The 18,018-nt window shown below is 69.9% G+C and carries 12 protein-coding genes; 4 read left to right on the top strand and 8 right to left on the bottom strand.

The window, feature by feature from the left end:
• The first annotated feature begins 66 nt into the window (after positions 1-66).
• The 4 genes from OZ671_RS02435 to OZ671_RS02420 all read left to right on the top strand — a co-directional run bounded on the left by OZ671_RS02435 (position 67) and on the right by OZ671_RS02420 (position 4,613).
• Complete coding sequence (locus tag OZ671_RS02435; RefSeq protein WP_268859239.1) at positions 67-1,260, top strand: CaiB/BaiF CoA transferase family protein; 1,194 nt, start codon at positions 67-69, stop codon at positions 1,258-1,260.
• A 47-nt stretch (positions 1,261-1,307) separates the two neighbouring features.
• Positions 1,308-2,687, top strand: a complete 1,380-nt coding sequence (locus OZ671_RS02430; protein WP_268859238.1) for an MmgE/PrpD family protein — start codon at positions 1,308-1,310, stop codon at positions 2,685-2,687.
• Between the two features lie 39 nt (positions 2,688-2,726).
• Positions 2,727-3,518 (top strand): enoyl-CoA hydratase/isomerase family protein, encoded by a 792-nt coding sequence (locus tag OZ671_RS02425; RefSeq protein WP_038304139.1) that lies wholly within the window; start codon positions 2,727-2,729, stop codon positions 3,516-3,518.
• Positions 3,519-3,608: 90 nt separating this feature from the next.
• Positions 3,609-4,613: a Bug family tripartite tricarboxylate transporter substrate binding protein gene (locus OZ671_RS02420; protein ID WP_268859237.1), complete on the top strand. Its 1,005-nt coding sequence runs from the start codon at positions 3,609-3,611 to the stop codon at positions 4,611-4,613.
• A 27-nt stretch (positions 4,614-4,640) separates the two neighbouring features.
• Here the strand turns inward: OZ671_RS02420 and OZ671_RS02415 are convergent, their stop codons facing one another.
• From OZ671_RS02415 to OZ671_RS02380, 8 genes are all read right to left on the bottom strand, one after another.
• Positions 4,641-5,276, bottom strand: coding sequence for a TetR family transcriptional regulator (locus OZ671_RS02415; RefSeq protein WP_268859236.1), 636 nt, complete (start codon positions 5,274-5,276; stop codon positions 4,641-4,643).
• 99 nt (positions 5,277-5,375) lie between these two features.
• Positions 5,376-8,555 carry an efflux RND transporter permease subunit gene (locus OZ671_RS02410; RefSeq protein WP_268859235.1) on the bottom strand — a complete coding sequence of 1,060 codons (3,180 nt, stop codon included), beginning with the start codon at positions 8,553-8,555 and terminating at the stop codon, positions 5,376-5,378.
• A gap of 12 nt (positions 8,556-8,567) precedes the next feature.
• Positions 8,568-9,749, bottom strand: a complete 1,182-nt coding sequence (locus tag OZ671_RS02405; protein ID WP_268859234.1) for an efflux RND transporter periplasmic adaptor subunit — start codon at positions 9,747-9,749, stop codon at positions 8,568-8,570.
• A gap of 264 nt (positions 9,750-10,013) precedes the next feature.
• On the bottom strand, positions 10,014-10,694 hold the full coding sequence (locus OZ671_RS02400) for an AroM family protein (RefSeq protein WP_268859233.1): 681 nt from the start codon (positions 10,692-10,694) through the stop codon (positions 10,014-10,016).
• 15 nt (positions 10,695-10,709) lie between these two features.
• The gene (locus OZ671_RS02395; RefSeq protein ID WP_268859232.1) at positions 10,710-11,636 is read right to left on the bottom strand and encodes a DUF1177 domain-containing protein; all 927 of its coding nucleotides are present in this window, start codon (positions 11,634-11,636) and stop codon (positions 10,710-10,712) included.
• A gap of 22 nt (positions 11,637-11,658) precedes the next feature.
• Positions 11,659-13,287: an OPT/YSL family transporter gene (locus OZ671_RS02390; RefSeq protein WP_268859231.1), complete on the bottom strand. Its 1,629-nt coding sequence runs from the start codon at positions 13,285-13,287 to the stop codon at positions 11,659-11,661.
• A gap of 84 nt (positions 13,288-13,371) precedes the next feature.
• Positions 13,372-17,223: a hydantoinase B/oxoprolinase family protein gene (locus OZ671_RS02385; RefSeq protein ID WP_268859230.1), complete on the bottom strand. Its 3,852-nt coding sequence runs from the start codon at positions 17,221-17,223 to the stop codon at positions 13,372-13,374.
• Complete coding sequence (locus OZ671_RS02380; protein WP_103169375.1) at positions 17,220-18,005, bottom strand: IclR family transcriptional regulator; 786 nt, start codon at positions 18,003-18,005, stop codon at positions 17,220-17,222. Before OZ671_RS02380 ends, OZ671_RS02385 begins: the two co-directional genes overlap by 4 nt.
• Between the last annotated feature and the right edge of the window lie 13 nt (positions 18,006-18,018).

Raw genomic sequence — 18,018 nt, 5'->3', positions numbered from 1 at the left:
TTCGAACAAATAGATCCAGGCGGCCGTGCGCTGTGCTCGCGGCAGGAGCGGGGGCTGTCGGCGCGCATGCTCGAAACGATTTTGTCCGGACTAAAGGTGGTCGACCTCACGCAGAACGTCGCGGGCCCGTTCTGCACCCAGGTTCTGGGCGACCTCGGTGCCGAGGTGATCAAGATCGAGCGTCCGGGGCGGGGCGACGACACGCGCGACTGGCGGCCGCCCGAGACCGGCGGCCAGTCGGCGACCTTCCTTGCGCTCAACCGCAACAAGGCGAGCATGACGGTCGATGTCGACCGGCCCGAAGGCCGGCGGCTGGTGCGCGAGCTCGCGGCCACCGCCGATGTCTTCGTCCATTCGATGAAGCCGGGCAGTGCGGAGGCGCGCGGCCTCGGCGCCGGCGATCTGCGGGGCGCCAATCCGCGTCTCGTCTATTGCGCGATCAGCGCCTTCGGCGCCGTCGGCCCTCTGAAGGCCTTGCCCGGCTACGATCCGCTGATGCAGGCCTTCACCGGCATCATGAGCACCACCGGGGAAGCCGGCGGCGACCCCGTGCGTGTCGGGGTGTCACTGATCGACATGGGCACCGGACTTTGGGCCGCACTCGGCATCATGGCCGGCCTGATGCGCCGGTCAGCCAGCGGCGAGGGCATGGCGGTCGAGGCGAGCCTGATGGATACCGGCATCAGCTGGATGACCGTCTTCGTCGCGAGCTATCTGGCGACCGGCCGGCTGCCGGCCAAGCTCGGCTCGGCCATGGCGATGACCGCGCCCTACGAGCTCTTCGCCTCCGCCGACGGCCATGTCTTCATCGCCGCCGGCAACGACCGGCTGTTCGGCAAGGTCTGCGCCGGCCTCGGCTGCCCGGAGCTCGCAGGCGACGCGCGTTTCGCCAGCAACCCGATGCGCGTCGCCAACCGCGCGGCGCTGAAGGCGGCCATCGAGGCAGTCACCGCGGGCCGGTCGACGGCCGAGATCGTCGCCGCCCTGCGCGCCGTTGGCGCGCCCTGCAGCGAGATGAACGACGTCGCCGGCATGCTCGGGCACGCGCAGGTCGCGGCGGCCGAGATGATCCGCGACCTGCCGGTGGCCGGCGCGGAGAACCATCAGGTCGTGGCGCTGCCGCTCAAGGCCGGAGGCCGGCGCAGCCGAGCCAGCAATCCGCCGCCGGCGCTCGGCGCTGCGACCGACCAGGTCCTGGCGGAACTCGGATATGACGTGGCGGCGGTGGAGCGCCTCCGCGCGGAGGGAGTGATCGGCTGATGCGGACCGGAGCCTCGCCATCGATCGCCGCGGACCGAACCTCGGCCATGTTCGCGACCTTCATTCATGACGCCATGGTCGACGACCTCACGCGCCGGCGCGCCGCCGCCGCCGTGGTCGATACGCTCGCCGTGACCCTCGCCGGCGGCGTCGAGCCGCCGGTCAGGTCGCTTGCCGGCGCGCTCGACCGTGTCGGAAGCGCCGGTATCGCCTCGTTCTGGAGCGATGCCCGCTACCGGGGCGAGGACGCGGCCCTGCTCTTCGGCATGGCGAGCCATGTGCTCGATTATGACGACGTCAGCATGCTCGCGGTGTGCCATCCGACCGCGCCGGTGCTCAGCGCGGTGCTCGCCGCAAGCCCCCGTCCGGCGACATCGGGCTGCGATCTGCTCGATGCGGTTGCCGTCGGCACCGAGGTGATGATCCGTCTCGGCGAGGCCATGGGCTTCCGCCACTATGCGCTCGGCTTCCACGCCACCGCGACGCTCGGCACGGTCGGCGCCACCGCCGCGCTGGCGCGTCTCCTGCGGCTCGATCGGCCGGCGACCCGCCATGCCCTGGCGATCGCGGCGAGCCTTGCCTCGGGCCTGCGCCGCAATTTCGGTTCCATGGTCAAATCGCTGCATGTCGGCATCGCCGCCGCCAACGGCGTCAGGGCCGTGCGTTGGGCCGCCGCCGGCATCGAAGGCGCGGCCGAGCCCTTCGACGGCGAGGGCTTTCTGAAGGCCTTTTCCGGCGGCGCGGTGGAGCGCTGGCCGGCGGATCTTGCGCTCGGCGCTCCCTTCGTGCTGGCGGCGCCCGGCTTCGAGCAGAAGCGCTATCCCTGCTGCTACCTGCTGCACAAGATGATCGAGGCGACACTGGGCCTCGTGCGCGACACCGGCTGCTCGCTCGAAGACGTTGCCTCGGCGCGTGTCGACATGCCTGCCGGCGGCACGCGGCCGCTCATTCACCCGCGGCCGAGATCGGGGCTCAACGCGCTGTTCAGCGCGCCCTATGCGATCCTGGCAAGCCTTGCCGACGGCCGGATCGACCTGAAGAGCTTCACCGACGCCGCCGTGCTGCGCCCGGTGATCCAGCAGCGCCTCGGCGATGTCGCGGTGGTCGAGGCCGAGGGGACGGCCTTGCAGGGGGCCGATGTCGGCGCCGCGCCGGTGACCGTGACGCTGCGGCTGAAGGCGGGTGGCACCAGGACGCGCACGGTCAGCGCCTCGCCGGGCTCGCTTGAGGATCCGCTGACCCTCGCGCAGCTCGAGGCGAAATGGCTGGACTGCCTGGAGCGGGCCCGGCCCGGCATCGACGGCGGTGCGGCGCGCCGGCTCTTTGCGGAGGGCATCGATCTGGCGGCAGCGCCGCGCATCGATGGCTGGCTCGATGCGCTGTCGGGCGCTGTCGCGCCCGCCGGTTCGGCCTATTCTGTCCGTTGAGGCACACCCGAACGCCCCGATGATCCGGACACTGAAGCCATGATGCAATTCGAAACCCTGCGCATTTCCGAGCCGCGGCCGCATGTCGCCGTCGTCCAGATGCACCGGCCCGAGGTCGCCAATGCCCTGAACACGCAGATGGGCCGCGATCTCGTTCGCTGTTTCGAGGAGGTCGCGCTCGATCCCGGCGACCTGCGCTGCATCGTGCTGACCGGAGCCGGCGAGCGCGCCTTCTGCGCCGGCGGCGACCTGCGCGAGCGCAAGGGCATGACCGACGAGGCCTGGCTGCGCCAGCACGTGATCTTCGAGCGCATGGCAAGGGCGATCATCGACTGTCCGGTGCCGATCATCGGGGCCGTCAACGGCGCGGCCTATGGCGGCGGCTGCGAGATCGCTGCGGCCTGCGACTTCCTCTACGCGGCGGATACGGCGCGTTTTGCCCTGACCGAGGTGACGCTCGGCATCATGCCGGGGGCCGGCGGCACCCAGACGCTGGCCCGCGCCGTCGGCGAGCGCCGGGCGAAGGAGCTGATCCTCACGGGCCGGCCGTTCGGCGCGGCCGAGGCGGCCGCATGGGGCCTCGTCAATGCCGTACTGCCGGCCGCCGATCTGATGGCGGCCGCGCTCGCGGCGGCGGGCGAGATCGCCGGCAACGCGCCGATCGCGGTGCGCCAGGCCAAGCAGTCCATCCATCGCGGTTCGCAGCTGTCACTGCGCGATGGGCTCGCCTTCGAGATCGAAGCCTATAACCGCATGGTTCCGACCGAGGACCGGCGCGAAGGCGTGCTGGCCTTCAACGAAAAGCGCGCTCCGGTGTTCCGCGGGCGCTGAACGCCCGGCCGACGGGCGGCAACAGGGATCGGACGGCCGGGAACAGGCCGCCGATCGAATGAGGGAAGGCCAAGGCCAGGGAGGACTCACATGCATCGTCGCGATCTCGTCCGCGGGTTGGCGCTGGCGCCGCTCGCCGGGGCGCCGTGGATCGGCCGGGCCCGCGGTTCCGGCTATCCGGAGCGGCCGATCTCGATCGTCAACGGCTATGCCCCGGGCGGCTCGACGGATGTCTCCGCGCGGCTGGTCGCCCAGGCGCTGTCGGCGGAGTTCAACGGCGCCGCCACAGTCGTCGAGAACCGCGCCGGCGCCAGCGGCACGCTGGCGAGCGACTGGCTGCGGCGGCAGCCGGCCGACGGCTATACGCTGATGCTGTCGGAATCCTCCTCCTTCGCCATCTGGCCGACCATGCATGTCGAGGGCACGCGCTATCGGCCGCTCGAGGATTTCACCTGGATCGCGATGGTCTGCACCTCGCCGATGGTGCTCATCGTCAGCCCGGACTTTCCGGCCGGTGATCTTGCCGGGACGCTCGACGTGCTGCGGTCGCCGCGCTCGGAGAGCCTCGCCTTCTCCAGTTCCGGTGCCGGCTCCATTCCGCATATCGGCTGCGAACTGCTGCGTCATGCATTGGGGCCGGGCGCGAAGTCGCCGCACATTCCCTATCGCGGCGGCGCGCCGGCGGTGCTCAGCGTCGCCAAGGGCGAGACGGCCTGGGGCGTCGCCTCGCTCGGCTCGGCCGCCGGCCTCATCGAGGGCCGGATGGTGCGGGCGCTGGCGGTGACGAGCCCGACGCGGTTCCCGCAATTTCCCGACGTGCCGACCTTCGTCGAGAGCGGCGTGCCGGAGATGGAGCTGAACATCCACTATCTCCTGCACGGACCGGCGGGCCTGCCGGCGCCGGTCGTCGCGCCGCTGGCCGCGGCGACCGCCCGCGGCATCCTGAAGGCGGGGCTCAAGGAGCGCTTCATCGGCGCAGGCATGGAGGCCTGGTCGGGCGACAATACGCCGGCGGTGGCGCAGGCGCGGGTCGAGACCGAGCTCAGCCGGTTCAAGGCGGTCGCGGCGCGGACCGGCATCCGCATTTCGGGCTGAACGTGCGCGGACGGCCCGCGGCCGGTCTCAGACCGTCTCCATCGTCCGTACGGCGGCCGTCCGGAACTGGGCGAACAGGCCTCGGATGCTGGCCGTGCCGGCATTCACGAGGTCGAAGTTCTGCTCGAAATGCAGCCATTCCATCATCATGCCGCAGAACAGCCAGTCGAAGGAGCGGGCGGCGGTTTCGGCATGCCAGGCAGGGTTGAGCTGGCCCTTCTGGGCGGCGAGGTTGAAGGCGGCGATGAACAGGGCGCGCTGGCGGGTCATCGCCTCCTGCTGGCGGTCGCGCACGCGGGCGAGGTCGCCCTGATAGGTGCAGCGCGTCATGATCCTGTAGATGCGCTGGCGGCGCGGGTCGCTGGCGAGCAGGTCGAGCGCGTCGAGCGCAATGGTCTCGAGCAGGGTGAGCGGATCGGGATGGTCCTCCACCACCGCCCGGGCGATCACGTCCTCCCAGATCAGCGGCACGCTGTCGACCATGGCCATGAACAGGTCGGTCTTGTTGGCGAAGTACCAGTAGATCGCCCCGCGGGTGACGCCGGCCTCGGCCGCGATCTGCTCCAGCGAGGTCCTGTCGACGCCGTTGCGAAAAAACAGCCGCTCGGCGGCATCGACGATGCCCTGCCGGGTCTCCTCCGCATCTGCCTTGGTCCTGCGCACTTGGCCGTCCTGTCTCCGCACCTGGCGGTCTGGGGGCAGGCGCTGCCCGCCCATGCGAAACGGCCGCGGGTCGCCCCGCGGCCGGTTCCGATCGAGAGATCAGTGTTGGGGGCTCGGCGCGTTCTCGCCGGGCGCCGGTGCCGCGTGGCCTCCGGCGGGCGGGGCGGCCGGCGCGTCGCCCTTCGTCTCGTCGCGGCCACCGAACAGCCGGGACACGACGACGAAGAAGATCGGCACGAAGAACACCGCGAGCACGGTGGCGGTGATCATGCCGCCGAGCACGCCGGTGCCGATCGCCTGCTGGCTGCCGGCGCTGGCGCCGCTGGCGATCGCCAGCGGCACCACGCCGAGCGCGAAGGCGAGCGAGGTCATGATGATCGGGCGGAACCGGAGATGCGCCGCCTCGATGGTCGCGTCGAACAGGCTCCGGCCCTCGGCCCGCAGGTCCTTGGCGAACTCGATGATCAGGATGGCGTTCTTGGCCGACAGGCCGATGATCGCGATCAGGCCGACCTTGAAATAGACGTCGTTCGGCATGTCGCGCATGGTCACCGCGAGCACCGAGCCGACAATGCCGAGCGGCACGACCAGCATGACCGCGATCGGGATCGACCAGCTCTCGTAGAGCGCGGCAAGGCAGAGGAAGACGAGCAGGCACGACAGCGCCAGCAGCATCGGCGCCTGCGAGCCGGACTCGATTTCCTGCAGCGACTGGCCGGTCCATTCGTAGCCGAAGCCGGGCGGCAGCTCGGCGGCCAGCCGCTGCATCTCGGCAATGGCGTCGCCCGAGGAATAGCCGGGCTTGGCCTGACCGCTGATGCGCACGGCCGGATAGCCGTTGTAGCCGACGATCTGGGAGGGGCCGGTCTGCCACTCGATGCGCGCGAAGGCCGACAGGGGCACCATGCCGCCATTGGTGTTGCGCACATTGAGATTGAGCAGGTCGGCGGTCTGCATGCGGCTGCCCGCGTCGCCCTGCACCATCACGCGCTGCTGGCGGCCGCTGTTCGGGAAGTCGTTGACATAGGCCGAGCCCAGATTGGTGGTCAGCGTCGAGTTGATCGCGGCGAAGGTGACGCCGAAGGTGTTGGCCTTCTCGCGGTCGATGATCAGCTGGACCTGGGCGGCATCCGGCAGGCCCTCGACGAACAGGCCGGTGACGATCGGGCTGGCCTGGGCGGCGGCCAGCAGCTGGTCGCGGGCGGCGGCGAGCTGGGCCTGGGTCTGGCCGGCGCGCGCCTGCAGGCGGAACGCGAAGCCGTTCGACGTGCCGAGGCCCTGGATCGGCGGCGGCGACAGGCCGAAGACGATCGCGTCGCGGATCTGGCTCAGCGCCATCGTGCCGCGCATGGCGATCGCGCCCGCGCTGTCGTTGGGGCCGCGCTGGGCCCAGTCCTTCAGCGTGACGAAGGCGAGAGCCGCGTTCTGGCCGTTGCCGAAGAAGCTCCAGCCGGTAATGGCGATGATGCGCTCGACGCCGGGCTCGGCGAGGAAGTGCTTCTCCGCCGTCTCGATCGCCCGGAGCGTGCGGTTGGCGGTCGCATCGGGCGTGCCCAGGAAGTTGACGATCACATAGCCCTGGTCCTCGTTCGGCAGGAACGCCGTCGGCAGTCGCACGAACAGGTAGCCGAGGCCGACCAGCAGGATGGCGTAGATGATCATGAAGCGGCCGGCACGGCGGATCAGCTTGTTGACGAAGCCCGAATAGCCGTGGGAGGTCGCATCGAACACCCGGTTGAACCAGCCGAAGAATCCGCGCTTCTCGTGATGGCCCTCCGGAACCGGCTTCAGGAAGCTGGCGCAGAGCGCCGGCGTCAGGCTGAGGGCGAGCAGCGCCGAGAACAGGATCGACACCACCATGGTGATCGAGAACTGCTTGTAGATGATGCCGACCGAGCCGGGGAAGAAGGCCATCGGCACGAAGACCGCGACCAGCACCAGCGTGATGCCGATGATGGCGCCGGTGATCTGGCGCATCGCCTTCTTGGTCGCTTCCCGGGGCGGCAGCTTCTCCTCGGCCATGATGCGCTCGACGTTCTCGACCACGACGATGGCATCGTCGACGAGGATGCCGATCGCCAGCACCATGGCGAACATGGTGAGCACGTTGATCGAGAAGCCGGCGAGCAGCAGCACCGCGCAGGTGCCGGCCAGAGCGACCGGCACGACCAGCGCCGGGATCATGGTGTAGCGGATGTTCTGCAGGAACAGGAACATCACCAGGAAGACCAGCAGCATGGCTTCGCCGAGGGTCTCCAGCACCTTCTTGATCGACGCCTTCACGAAGGGCGAGGTGTCGTAGGGGATCGAGAATTCGACGCCCGGCGGGAAGAAGGTGGACAATTCCTGCATGCGGGCGCGCACGGCTTCCGACGTCGCCATGGCATTGGCGGTCGGCGACAGCATGACGCCGATGGCACCGCTCGGCTTGCCGTTGAGGCGCGAGGTCACCGCATAGGTCATGCCGCCGATTTCAACGCGCGCGACGTCGCGCAGGCGCACCGTCGAGCCGTCGGGGTTGGCGCGCAGCACGATCGCGCCGAACTGCTCGGGCGTCGTCAGCTGGCCGCGCACCAGCACGGTCGCCGAGATCTGCTGGTTGATCGGATTGGGCAGCGCGCCGATGCTGCCGGCCGACACCTGGGCGTTCTGCGCGCCGATCGCCGCGGTCACGTCGTCGGCGGTCAGGTTGAGGCCGACCATCTTGTCGGGATCGAGCCAGATGCGCATCGAGCGTTCGGTGGAGAAGGACTGCGCCTTGCCGACACCCGGCACGCGGCGGATCTCGGCCAGCACGTTGCGGGCCATGTAGTCGCCGAGCGCGATGTCGTCCATCGAGCCGTCGCGCGAGGTGAGCGAGACCACCATCAGGAAGCCCGCGCTGGTCTGCTCGGTGGTGATGCCTTGCTGGCGCACGGCCTGCGGCAGGCGCGGCTCGACGCGGCGGATGCGGTTCTGCACGTCGACCGAGGCGAGCTGCGGGTCGGTGCCCGGCTTGAAGGTCGCGGTGATCTCGACCGCGCCGGACGCATCCGAGGTCGATTCGAAATAGAGCAGGCCGACCGCGCCGTTCAGCTCCTCCTCGATCAGGCGCGTGACGCCCTGATAGATGCTTTCAGGCGAGGCGCCGGGATAGGTGGTCGAGATCGAGATCTGCGGCGGGGCCACGTTCGGATATTGCGCCACCGGCATGAGCGGGATCGCGATCGCACCGCCGAGGGCGATGAGCAGCGCGACCACCCAGGCGAAGACTGGGCGCTGGATGAAGAACTGGGGCATTGCGTGCCGACCTTATTGCGCGGGGCTGTTGCTGGCTTCGACGGTCGAGGCAGCCGGCGGCGTCCAGGCCGTGGCATTGACCTTGGCGCCGGGACGCAGCCGCTGGAAGCCGTCGACCACGACGCGTTCGCCGACCTTCACGCCCTCGTTGATGACCGCGCGGTTGTTGACGACCCGGTTGGTGGTGACAGGGCGCAGCTCGACGGTATCGTCGGCCTTGACGACATAGAGCTGCGGCCGGCCGGCCGTGTCGCGCTGGATCGCCTGCTGCGGCACCGCGATGGCATTGCGCTGCACGCCCTGCTCGATCCTGACGCGGACATAGAGGCCGGGCAGCAGGTCGCCGCTCGGATTGGGGAATTCGGCGCGCAGCGTCACCTGGCCGGTGGTGGCGTCGACGGTCGCTTCCGAGAACAGGAGGCGGCCGACATGGGGATGGATGGTGCCGTCGTCGAGCACCAGGCGGACCTTGGCGGCATCCGGGCCGGCGCTCTCCAGCAGGCCCTGGCGCAGGGCGTTGCGCAGGCGCACCAGATCGGTCGCGGACTGGGTGAAGTCGGCATAGACCGGGTCGAGCTGCTGGATCACCGTCAGCGGGTCGCCGGATGTCGAGACGAGCGCGCCCTCGGTGACCAGCGCGCGGCCGGTACGGCCACGGATCGGCGCCGTCACATTGGCATATTGCAGGTTGAGCTCGGCGGCGGCGACGCCGGCCTTGCCGCTCGCCACATCGGCGTCGGCCTGCGCGAGGGCGGCCACGGCGCTTTCGTATTGCTGCGGGCTCGCCACGTTGCGGGCCCGCAGCTGCTCATAGCGCTCGGCCTGCTGCTGGGCCTGGACGCGGGTCGCCTCGGCGCGCTGCAGGGTGGCCTTGCTGCGCTCGACCTCGACGCGGAACGGCTCGGGGTCGATGCGGTAGAGCACGTCGCCCTCGTTGACCTGGGTGCCCTGCTGGAACACCCGCTCGACGATGATGCCGGAGACGCGCGGGCGAACCTGGGCGATGCGCGTCGGCGCGATGCGGCCCGGCAGTTCGTTGGTGATCGGAATGTCCTCGGCGACCGTGGTCACGAAGGCGACCGGCGCCGGCGGCATGGCGGGGCCGCCGCCCTGCTGCTGGTTGTTGCACGCTGCTAGTCCGAGGCCGAGGGCAAGGGCGATCGGGAGCACGAGGCGCGAGCGTTGGAAGGGCATCGGGGGATCCGGACAATGAGCGCCTGGAGGGCGCAGGACAGACAGGACGTGCGGAAGGCGGAGCGGCTATGCCTTGATTCAAAAGACGAAAAAGCCGCTCGTCGGACGGGCGGCTTGAAATCGGGGGGCAGCCGGCAGGCGCGGTCAATGGACACGCCTAGGCTGCTATATACAAACACGTATGTATGTTTATTGCTGCATTGCGTCAAGCGCCTTCCGCGCCGGCTGTCGCGCCGGCGCGGCGATCGGACGCGGGCGCGCCGTTCAGACGACCTCGGAAACGAGCTTGGCGATCAGCGCGTTCGACAGGATGACCGGCAGGCCGGACGCTGCGGCGGCGGCCGTGCGATGACCCTCGGCGAAGCCCATGCAGTCCATCAAGAGCAGCCCGGCGCCGCGCTGCCGCAGGTCCTGTGCGGCCGCCCGCAGCGCCGTCTCGTCGCCGGCATAGGGCGAGGCTGCGGCATAGAGCGGGGCGCGGGCCAGCGCCGCCCACTTGCCGGCCTCGCTGTCGATCTGCTCGGCGAGCGGCACGATGATGCCGACCTGGCTGTCGCCGGCGAGGGCGGCGACCGCCGGCGGCAGGATGTGGTCGGGCTCGATCAGCCGGGCGCGCTCGCAGCGAAGGGTCGCGAAGGTGCCGGTGCAAAGCATCAGCACCGTCGTGCAGCCTTCCGCCTCGAGCGCGGCCACCTTGGCGCGGGCGGCCATCTCGGTCGCCTCGCGGTCGATCACCACCGACGTGCCGTCGAGCAGCTTGGTGATCAGCACGGGCTCGCCCGGGCGCGGCGCGAAACCGGCGAGGATGGCCTGACGGTCGAGACCGTCGAGCACGCCGGCGTGGCGGCGCGGCACCGCCGCGTCGATATGGGCGTCGAGAACCGGCGTGATGTCGGCCCGCGGCGCCTGGCCGATGGTGAGGGTTCCAAGCTTCCTTGCCGTCATGGTGGCCTCCCGCTGTCAGCGCTTCTGCAGGTGGGCGAGCGAGCCGTAGAGCTGGATCAGCCGCTCGTATTCGGCGGTGTCGTGGAACCGGCAGGTGCCGCGGGTGAATTCCTTCGCCACCTCGACCGCGAATTTGACGGCGAGCGCGATGTCGACCTCGTGGCTCGCGCCGGTGCCGCAGCCGGGCACGACGCTTTCGGCGGCGATGGCGACGCCGACCACCGGCGCCACGGTGGCGATCGAGGGCTGCAGGATGCTGTTCAGGTGGTAGACGCCGTTGCCGTAGGGCGTGATGTCCTGCGTGGTGATCGGAAAGGTCACCGCCGGCCGGCCGGTGGTCATCTCCATGATCCGCACGAGATCGTCGGCGACGCGCAGGATATAGCCCTGCTTGACCGTCGGCGAGATGGCGATGCCCTTGTGGTTGAGGATGCGGTTGCCCTTGGTGGTGTCGATCGACAGCACCGCCTCCATGTCAGGCAGCACCTCCTCGGCGTTCATGTCCTCGGTCTCGACGGGCGAGTCCATGAAGTCGACCGGCTGATGCGGCCGGGTCGGCGCGTCCGGACAGACATGGGTGGTGACGATCACGTCGCCGGGCAGGGCATCGCCCTTCGTCTGCATGTCCGCGAGCTTGAGGGCGGTCGCGACCGCCGCGATGGCGCCGTCGCCGTCGGAGACGAGGCCGATGCGGCTCGGCCGCGCGCCGATGCCGCCGAGCCGGCCGACGATGCCCAGCGTCGGCGCTTCGCCGCCCCAGCTTTTGCCGGTGGTGCCGGCGAGGACAATCTTGACGAAATCGGTCTTGCCCTTGGGGCCGGCGATCTCGCGGACGGTGACCCGGGCTTCGGGATAGCGGGCGAAGAGGTCGACGACGGTCTTGCCGGAGGCATGGGCGCTGTCGAACGCGTCGAAGACCTGGAGGGTTTGCGAAAGGCTCATGGGACGATCCTCGGGCGGCGCGTCAGCGCCGGAAGTTTTTGACAACCGAATCGAAGAAGCTGAACAGGGCGTCGCCGGCAATGGCGCCGGCGGCAAACACCTCCATGTCGCCGTCGCCGTCGGCGCCGCTCAGGCGCTCCCAGACGAGGCGGGCGGCGATGCCGACCAGAACGGCCCAGCCGGCGACCGGGAAATTGATCAGGAGGCCGGTGGCGAACAGCACGCCGATCTGGCGTTTCGGCCCGCCGATGAACTGCAGGAGCGCGCCGGGGATCGCCCACAGGAACAGTTGCCAGGCGACGCCGGGCGCAACCCCCGCCTTGATGGTGGCGGCATAGACGCGGTCGACCGGCGGCACCAGGTTCTGGGCGAAATAGGCCTGGTAGCTGAAGAACACGACGAGGCCGGCGACGACGAAGGCGAGCATGGCCGCGAACAGCTGCTGCCGGCGGCCGTCGCGCTCGAAGGCGGGGTCGGCGCCGTTGCCACGCAGGAGATAACCCGCCTTCAGGTCGTAGCCCATATCGGCGAAGGCCGGTCCCGTGGCGGCCGAGAAGCCGACGAGCAGCGCGAGCGCCGGCAGGGGAAAGCCGATCAGCATGCCGATGATCAGCGTGATCAGCGCCACCGCGAAGGCCGGGAACCAGCCCGAATGCATGGCGGCGAGGCCGACGATCAGCTCGTGCACATAGGCGGCGAAGGCGGCGTAGACGACGAACAGGACCAGCATGCCGAGCGTCATGTCGCTCATCAGGCCGCCGGCCAGCGCCAGGAACACGGCGATGGCGATGTAGCCGGCGGTGCCGAGGCCGAGCGCGCGGCGCACCTCGGCATCCGGCCGGCCGGCGGTCTCATCCGTCGAATTGTCGCGGTTCAGAAGGATCTGGCCGACCTGGACGAGCGCGACGAGGCCGGCGCCGATCATGAAGCCGTGCGGAATGTAGGCGGCCATCAGGTCGCCGCGCGGAATCAGCGTGGCGAACAGCGGCGTGTTGAACAGCGCGTCCGAATAGCCGCGCAGCAGCAGGCCGATGCCGAACATGGTCAGCGCCCAGACATTGCCGATGAAGGCGACGCCGAAGGCGGACATCGGCACCTTGAAGAAGGCGCCGACGACGCCGAACAGCACGCCGATGCCCATCAGCACGGCCTTGCGGCCGCCCTGGTCGCCGGCCTTGATCGCCTCGGCCGCGGCGACGCCGGGAGGCCAGGCGCCGGTCGCCGGGAACACGCGCGAGTCGAACATGCGGTAGAGCAGGTAGCCGTCGAGCAGCATGGCGAGGAACACGCCCGCGAACATCGGCATGATGAGGTCGGGCCGGCCGAGCAGGAAGGGCACGCCGATCGGCAGGAGCAGGCTGTTGGCCGCGCCGAAGGTGGCCGACGAGATCGCGCTCTGCGCGAGGTTCTGCACGTGGATCGACCGGTAGCGCAGGAACAGGCCGAGCGGCACGCGGGCGAGCGCCATGGCGGCCATGGCGCCGATCAGCGAGGTGTTGGCGGTGACACCGAGCGACACCAGGAGCTGCATGCCGATGATCGCGCCGAAGATCGAGAGGACCGCGATGAGCACGAAGGTCGCCGGCTCGAACAGGCTCGGATGGCGCTGCTGATGCACTGGGGCCTCGTCCGGCCGGGTCATGTCGTTCATGTCGAAGGTCCCCCTCGTCTTGTCTTGGTCACGCCGGCCGGCGCGTCGGGCGACGCGGCTGCCGGCCGGCATGCAGTTCGCGGCTCAGCCGGCGGCCGCCGCAGGCTTCGGCGCGGCGTAGTCGCGGGCCGCCGCTTCCGGCGTCACCAGGCCGAGCGCGACATCGGCCGCGACCGCCGCGCGCGGGCGCTCGGCCGGATCGCCGAAGCCGGCGCCGCCGGCCAGCACCACTTCGACCCGCTGGTCGGGCTCGACGATCTCGACGAGGTCGCCGGTGCCGAGATCCTTGATCAGCCGGCCGTCGGCGGCGACGACGCGGCCGCTCGCGCCGCCGCCCGGCCTGCCGCCGAACAGGCCCGGGATCGGATTGGCGACGCCTTCGGGATAGACCGAGACGAGCGTCGGCAGGCCGTCGTCGACGAGCTTGCGCAGGCTGACCTTCTGGCCGAGCCCGCCGCGCTGCCGGCCGGGCCCGCCGCTGTCGGCGACATAGGTCTTTTCGGTGACCAGCACCGGCACGCGCGCCTCGAAGGTCTCGATCGAGGTATTGGCGGCCGAGGTCGGGTACAGCAGGGCCGACTTGCCGTCGCCATGGGCCGAGCCGCCCTGGCCGCCGCCCATGAACAGCATGTCGGAATAGGTGTTGCCGTCGCGGTCGCGGCCATAGACGTTGGCGGCCACCGGCAGGCCGGTGAACGCTTGCACCTGGGCGGGAGCGGCTTCCGACAGGGCGCGGAAGATGTTGGGCGCGATGTACCAGCCAGTGCGGGTGCGCAGGTTCACCGCCATCGGCTTGTCGCAGTTGAGGATCGAGCCTTCGGGCGCCGTCACCGTGAACGCGCGGTAGCAGCCGGCATTGCCCCGCACATTCGGCGTCAGCATGCATTTCAGCGGATAGGTCGCATGCGCCGTCGTATAGTTCAGCGTGCAGTTGAGCCCGCCCTGCGGCAGCTGCTTCGGCGCCCCGGCGAAATCGAGAGCGATGGTGTCGCCCTTGACCGTCAGCGCCAGCGGATAGGTCATCGGCGTGCCCAGCGGATTGTTGCTGACCGTGCCGTGATAGGTGCCGTCGGGCAGCGCGGCGATCGCCTCGCGCATCGCCCGCTCCGAGCGGTTCTGCACGACCTGGGCGAGCGCCCTGAGGTCCTGCATGCCGTAGTCGGCCATGAAGGCGGAAAGCCGCTCTGCGCCGATGGCGTTGGAGGCGACGAAGGAATGGAGGTCGCCCAGCACCTGCTCGCTGTTGCGCACGTTCTCGGCCAGCAGCCGCAGCAGCGTCTCGTTCGGCTTGCCCGCCTCGTAGAGCTTCATCGGCGGGATCTGGAAACCTTCCTCGTAGATCTCGCGGGCGCGCATGCTGTCCTTGGTGCCGCCGATGTCGGAGACATGGCCGACCGTGCCCATCAGGCCGACGACGCGCTCGCCCATGAACACCGGCGTGACCACGGCGATGTCGAAGAGATGGCCGGCGCACAGCCATGGATCGTTGGTGATCAGGACGTCGCCGGGCTTCAGCGTCTCGGCGGGATAGCGGGCGAGCAGCGCCTTCACCGCGCGCGGCAGGGTCAGGTTGAACACCGGCATGGCCCGCGGGCTGTGGGCGAGCGTCTCGCCCTCGGGGTCGAGCAGCTCGCAGGCGAAGTCCTGCGCTTCGGAGATGACCAGCGAGAAGGCGGTGCGGCAGACGGTCAGCCACATCTCCTCGACGACGTTGACGAGGCGGCTCCACATGATCTCGAGCGCGATCGGATCGGCTTCGATCCGGCGCGCGGCTTCGGCCACAGGCATGTCGGCGGTGATGACGGTCTCGACGGCCGCGGCCGCGCCGATATGGATGATCAGGTCCTGCACCGCGTCGACCGTCACGCTGTCGCCCGGCGGGACGATGGTGGTCGATTCCCGCTCCTCGACGATGGCCGGGCCGTCCAGCCGGTCGCCGGGGCGCAGCGCATAGCGGTCATAGACCGTCGCCTCGCGCCAGCCGCCCTCGAACCAGGCGCGCCGCGTGCCCTTGACCTTGGTCTTCGCATCGCCGTCGCCGGTCGCGCCTGACAGCGAGAGCTCTGCCGCGGGGCCGGCACAGCGCACCCGGAAATTGATCGCCTCGAGCCGCGCTCCCGCATAGACCGAGGTGTAGCGGGCAGAATAGACGCGGGCGAAGGCCGCCCGGATGGAATCGAGGCTGTCGGGCCCGATCGTGCCCGACGGCAGCGGCACGGCGATGTCGTGCATCTGGCCGACGAGGCGCATGTCGGCGCTGCGCTCGACGGTGATCGCCTCCGGCGCGACGCCGGCCGCGGTGAGGTGCTTGCGGCCCTCCGCCTCAAGCTCGGCCAGCAGCGCGTTGAGCGCAACGGCGTCGAAGCCCTCGGAAAATTCCACCGGCAGCGAGCGGACGAGATCGAAGGAGAGCGGCGCCGCCAGGAAGCCGAGCGCGGAGGCCGCGCCCGAGGCCGGCGGGATGATCACCTCGCGCACGCCGAGGACGCGCGCGACATCGGCGGCATGGGCCGGTCCCGCGCCGCCGAAGCCGACCATGGCATAGCGCCTGGGATCCTTGCCCTTTTCGACGAGATGGACGCGGGCGGCGGCCGCCATGCTCTCCACCACCACCTTGTGGATGCCCCAGGCGGCCTCCTCGACCGACAGGCCGAGCGGCCCGGCGACGCTGGCCACCGCGGTGGCCGCGGCCTTTGCGTCGAGCGACATGCGGCCGCCGAGGAAGAAGGCCGGGTCGTAGTAGCCGAGCACCAGATTGGCATCGGTCACGGTCGGCCTGGTGCCGCCCATGCCGTAGCAGGCCGGGCCCGGATCGGAGCCCGCCGAATGCGGCCCGACCTTCAGCAGGCCGACCTCGTCGATGGCGGCGATCGACCCGCCGCCGGCGCCGATCTCGATCATGTCGATGACGGGAGCCTTGATCGGCAGGCCGGAACCCTTGGAGAAACGGTGGACGCGGCCGGCCTCGATCATCGGCGCCACCTCGGCGCGGCCGTCCTCGATCATGCAGGCCTTGGCGGTGGTGCCGCCCATGTCGAAGGAAATGACGTCCTTGTGGCCGGCCAGCGTGCCGAACAACGCCGTGGCGAGGCCGCCGCCGGCCGGTCCGCTCTCCAGGAGGCGGATCGGGAAGGCCCGCGCCGTGTCGGGCGAGACGAGGCCGCCGGCCGAGTGCATCAGGCGCAGCGCGCCGTGGAAGCCGCGCGCGGCCAGTTCGCGCTCGAGCCGCTTCAGGTAGCGGTCCATCAGCGGCTGCACATAGGCATTGGCCGCGGTCGTGACGAACCGCTGATATTCCCAGATCTCGGCCACCACTTCGCTCGACAGCGAAACCGTGAGCCCGGGCAGCGCCGCGCGTACGATCCGGCCCGCCGCCTGCTCATGGGCGGGATTGCGGTAGCTGTTGAGGAAGCAGATGGCGATCGCCTCGCAGCCGGCGCTGGCGAGGCGCTCGGCCTGCTGGCGCACCGCGGCCTCGTCCAGCGCCGTGACCACATGGCCGTCGCGGTCCATGCGCTCGTCGACTTCCAGTCGCAGGTCGCGCGGCACGAAGGGTTCGGGAAAGCCCAGGAACAGGTCGTAGATATCGTAGCGCTGCTCGGTGCCCATCTCCAGGATGTCGCGGAAGCCGCGGGTGGTGATGAGGCCGAGCTTGGCGCCCTTGCGCTCGATCACGGCATTGGTCACGAGCGTGGTGCCGTGGACGATCTCGCCGACATCGGCGAGCGAGATGCCAGCCATGGCGGTCAGCTCTTCGAGGCCGATTAGGGCCGCCTCGGAGGGGTCGTGCGGCGTCGTCAGACGCTTATGCAGGCGCACCGTCTTGCCGGTGCCGTCGTAGAGGATGAAATCGGTGAAGGTTCCGCCGATGTCGAAGCCGATGCGCCAGCGCATGGTCGTGGGCGAGGTCATGAGCGAGGTCATGGGCGAGGTCATGAGATTGCGTCCTCGGTCAGGGCTGTGACGGGAATGAAGCGTTTGTCGCCGGTGAGCGCCGCGATCTCGGCGGCGCCGGCGCCGAGCGCGGCGATGATCCGGCTCCGCTCCTCGCGCGTGACGGTGGAGGCCGGATAGGAGATGCAGAGCGCGGCCTCGTCGCCGGTCAGCGGATCGCCGACCGCCACCGAAATGGCACCGACCCCGCGCACGGCCTCGTCATGCGATTCGGCGAAACCGCTGCGCCGGACCTCGGCAATGCGCATCATGAGGTCGTCGAGACCTTGCGGCGATGTCGCCGACGGCGGCGTGAAGCCGCGCGGGTAGAGCGCCGCGATTTCTGCGTCCGGGAGACGGGCGAGCAGCGCGCGTCCCGTGCTCGAGGCGAAGGCCGCGATGCGGTCGCCGATGGTCGAGACGACGCGCAGGACATGGCGGCCGGGATGGAAGGTGATGCCGACGACGTCGTTGCCCCGGCGCATGCTGATATAGCCGGTATGGCCGATCTCGTCGGCGACCCGCGCGACCACCGCGTCGGCCCGGTCGATCAGCGAGGTGGCGAACCGGTAGATATGGCCGGTCTGGTGCAGCAGCAGCCCCGGCCGGTAGCGTTTGCTGTCGCCGATCGTTTCCAGGAATCCGGCATCGCGCATGGCGCGCAGCAGGCGCGACACATTGCTCTTCGGCAGGTCCAGCACCTGAGACACCTCGGTCACCGTCAGCTCGTTGCGCGTGACGGAGAAGAGGCGGAGCACGTCGGCCGCTGCGGAAAGGATGGACATGCCTTGACCAAGC

It is taken from the genome of Phreatobacter sp. AB_2022a (assembly GCF_026847585.1).
Lineage (GTDB): Bacteria > Pseudomonadota > Alphaproteobacteria > Rhizobiales > Phreatobacteraceae > Phreatobacter.
This window is presented reverse-complemented; position numbering and strand designations above follow the sequence as displayed.

Excerpts from the sequence above, each read along its gene's own strand:
- OZ671_RS02430 (WP_268859238.1), top strand. The coding sequence starts at position 1,308 with ATGTTCGCGACCTTCATTCATGACGCCATGGTCGACGACCTCACGCGC.
- OZ671_RS02395 (WP_268859232.1), bottom strand. The coding sequence starts at position 11,636 with ATGAGCCTTTCGCAAACCCTCCAGGTCTTCGACGCGTTCGACAGCGCC.
- OZ671_RS02400 (WP_268859233.1), bottom strand. The coding sequence starts at position 10,694 with ATGACGGCAAGGAAGCTTGGAACCCTCACCATCGGCCAGGCGCCGCGG.
- OZ671_RS02385 (WP_268859230.1), bottom strand. The coding sequence starts at position 17,223 with ATGACCTCGCCCATGACCTCGCTCATGACCTCGCCCACGACCATGCGC.
- OZ671_RS02425 (WP_038304139.1), top strand. The coding sequence starts at position 2,727 with ATGATGCAATTCGAAACCCTGCGCATTTCCGAGCCGCGGCCGCATGTC.
- OZ671_RS02405 (WP_268859234.1), bottom strand. The coding sequence starts at position 9,749 with ATGCCCTTCCAACGCTCGCGCCTCGTGCTCCCGATCGCCCTTGCCCTC.
- OZ671_RS02410 (WP_268859235.1), bottom strand. The coding sequence starts at position 8,555 with ATGCCCCAGTTCTTCATCCAGCGCCCAGTCTTCGCCTGGGTGGTCGCG.
- OZ671_RS02390 (WP_268859231.1), bottom strand. The coding sequence starts at position 13,287 with ATGAACGACATGACCCGGCCGGACGAGGCCCCAGTGCATCAGCAGCGC.
- OZ671_RS02435 (WP_268859239.1), top strand. The coding sequence starts at position 67 with ATGCTCGAAACGATTTTGTCCGGACTAAAGGTGGTCGACCTCACGCAG.
- OZ671_RS02420 (WP_268859237.1), top strand. The coding sequence starts at position 3,609 with ATGCATCGTCGCGATCTCGTCCGCGGGTTGGCGCTGGCGCCGCTCGCC.
- OZ671_RS02380 (WP_103169375.1), bottom strand. The coding sequence starts at position 18,005 with ATGTCCATCCTTTCCGCAGCGGCCGACGTGCTCCGCCTCTTCTCCGTC.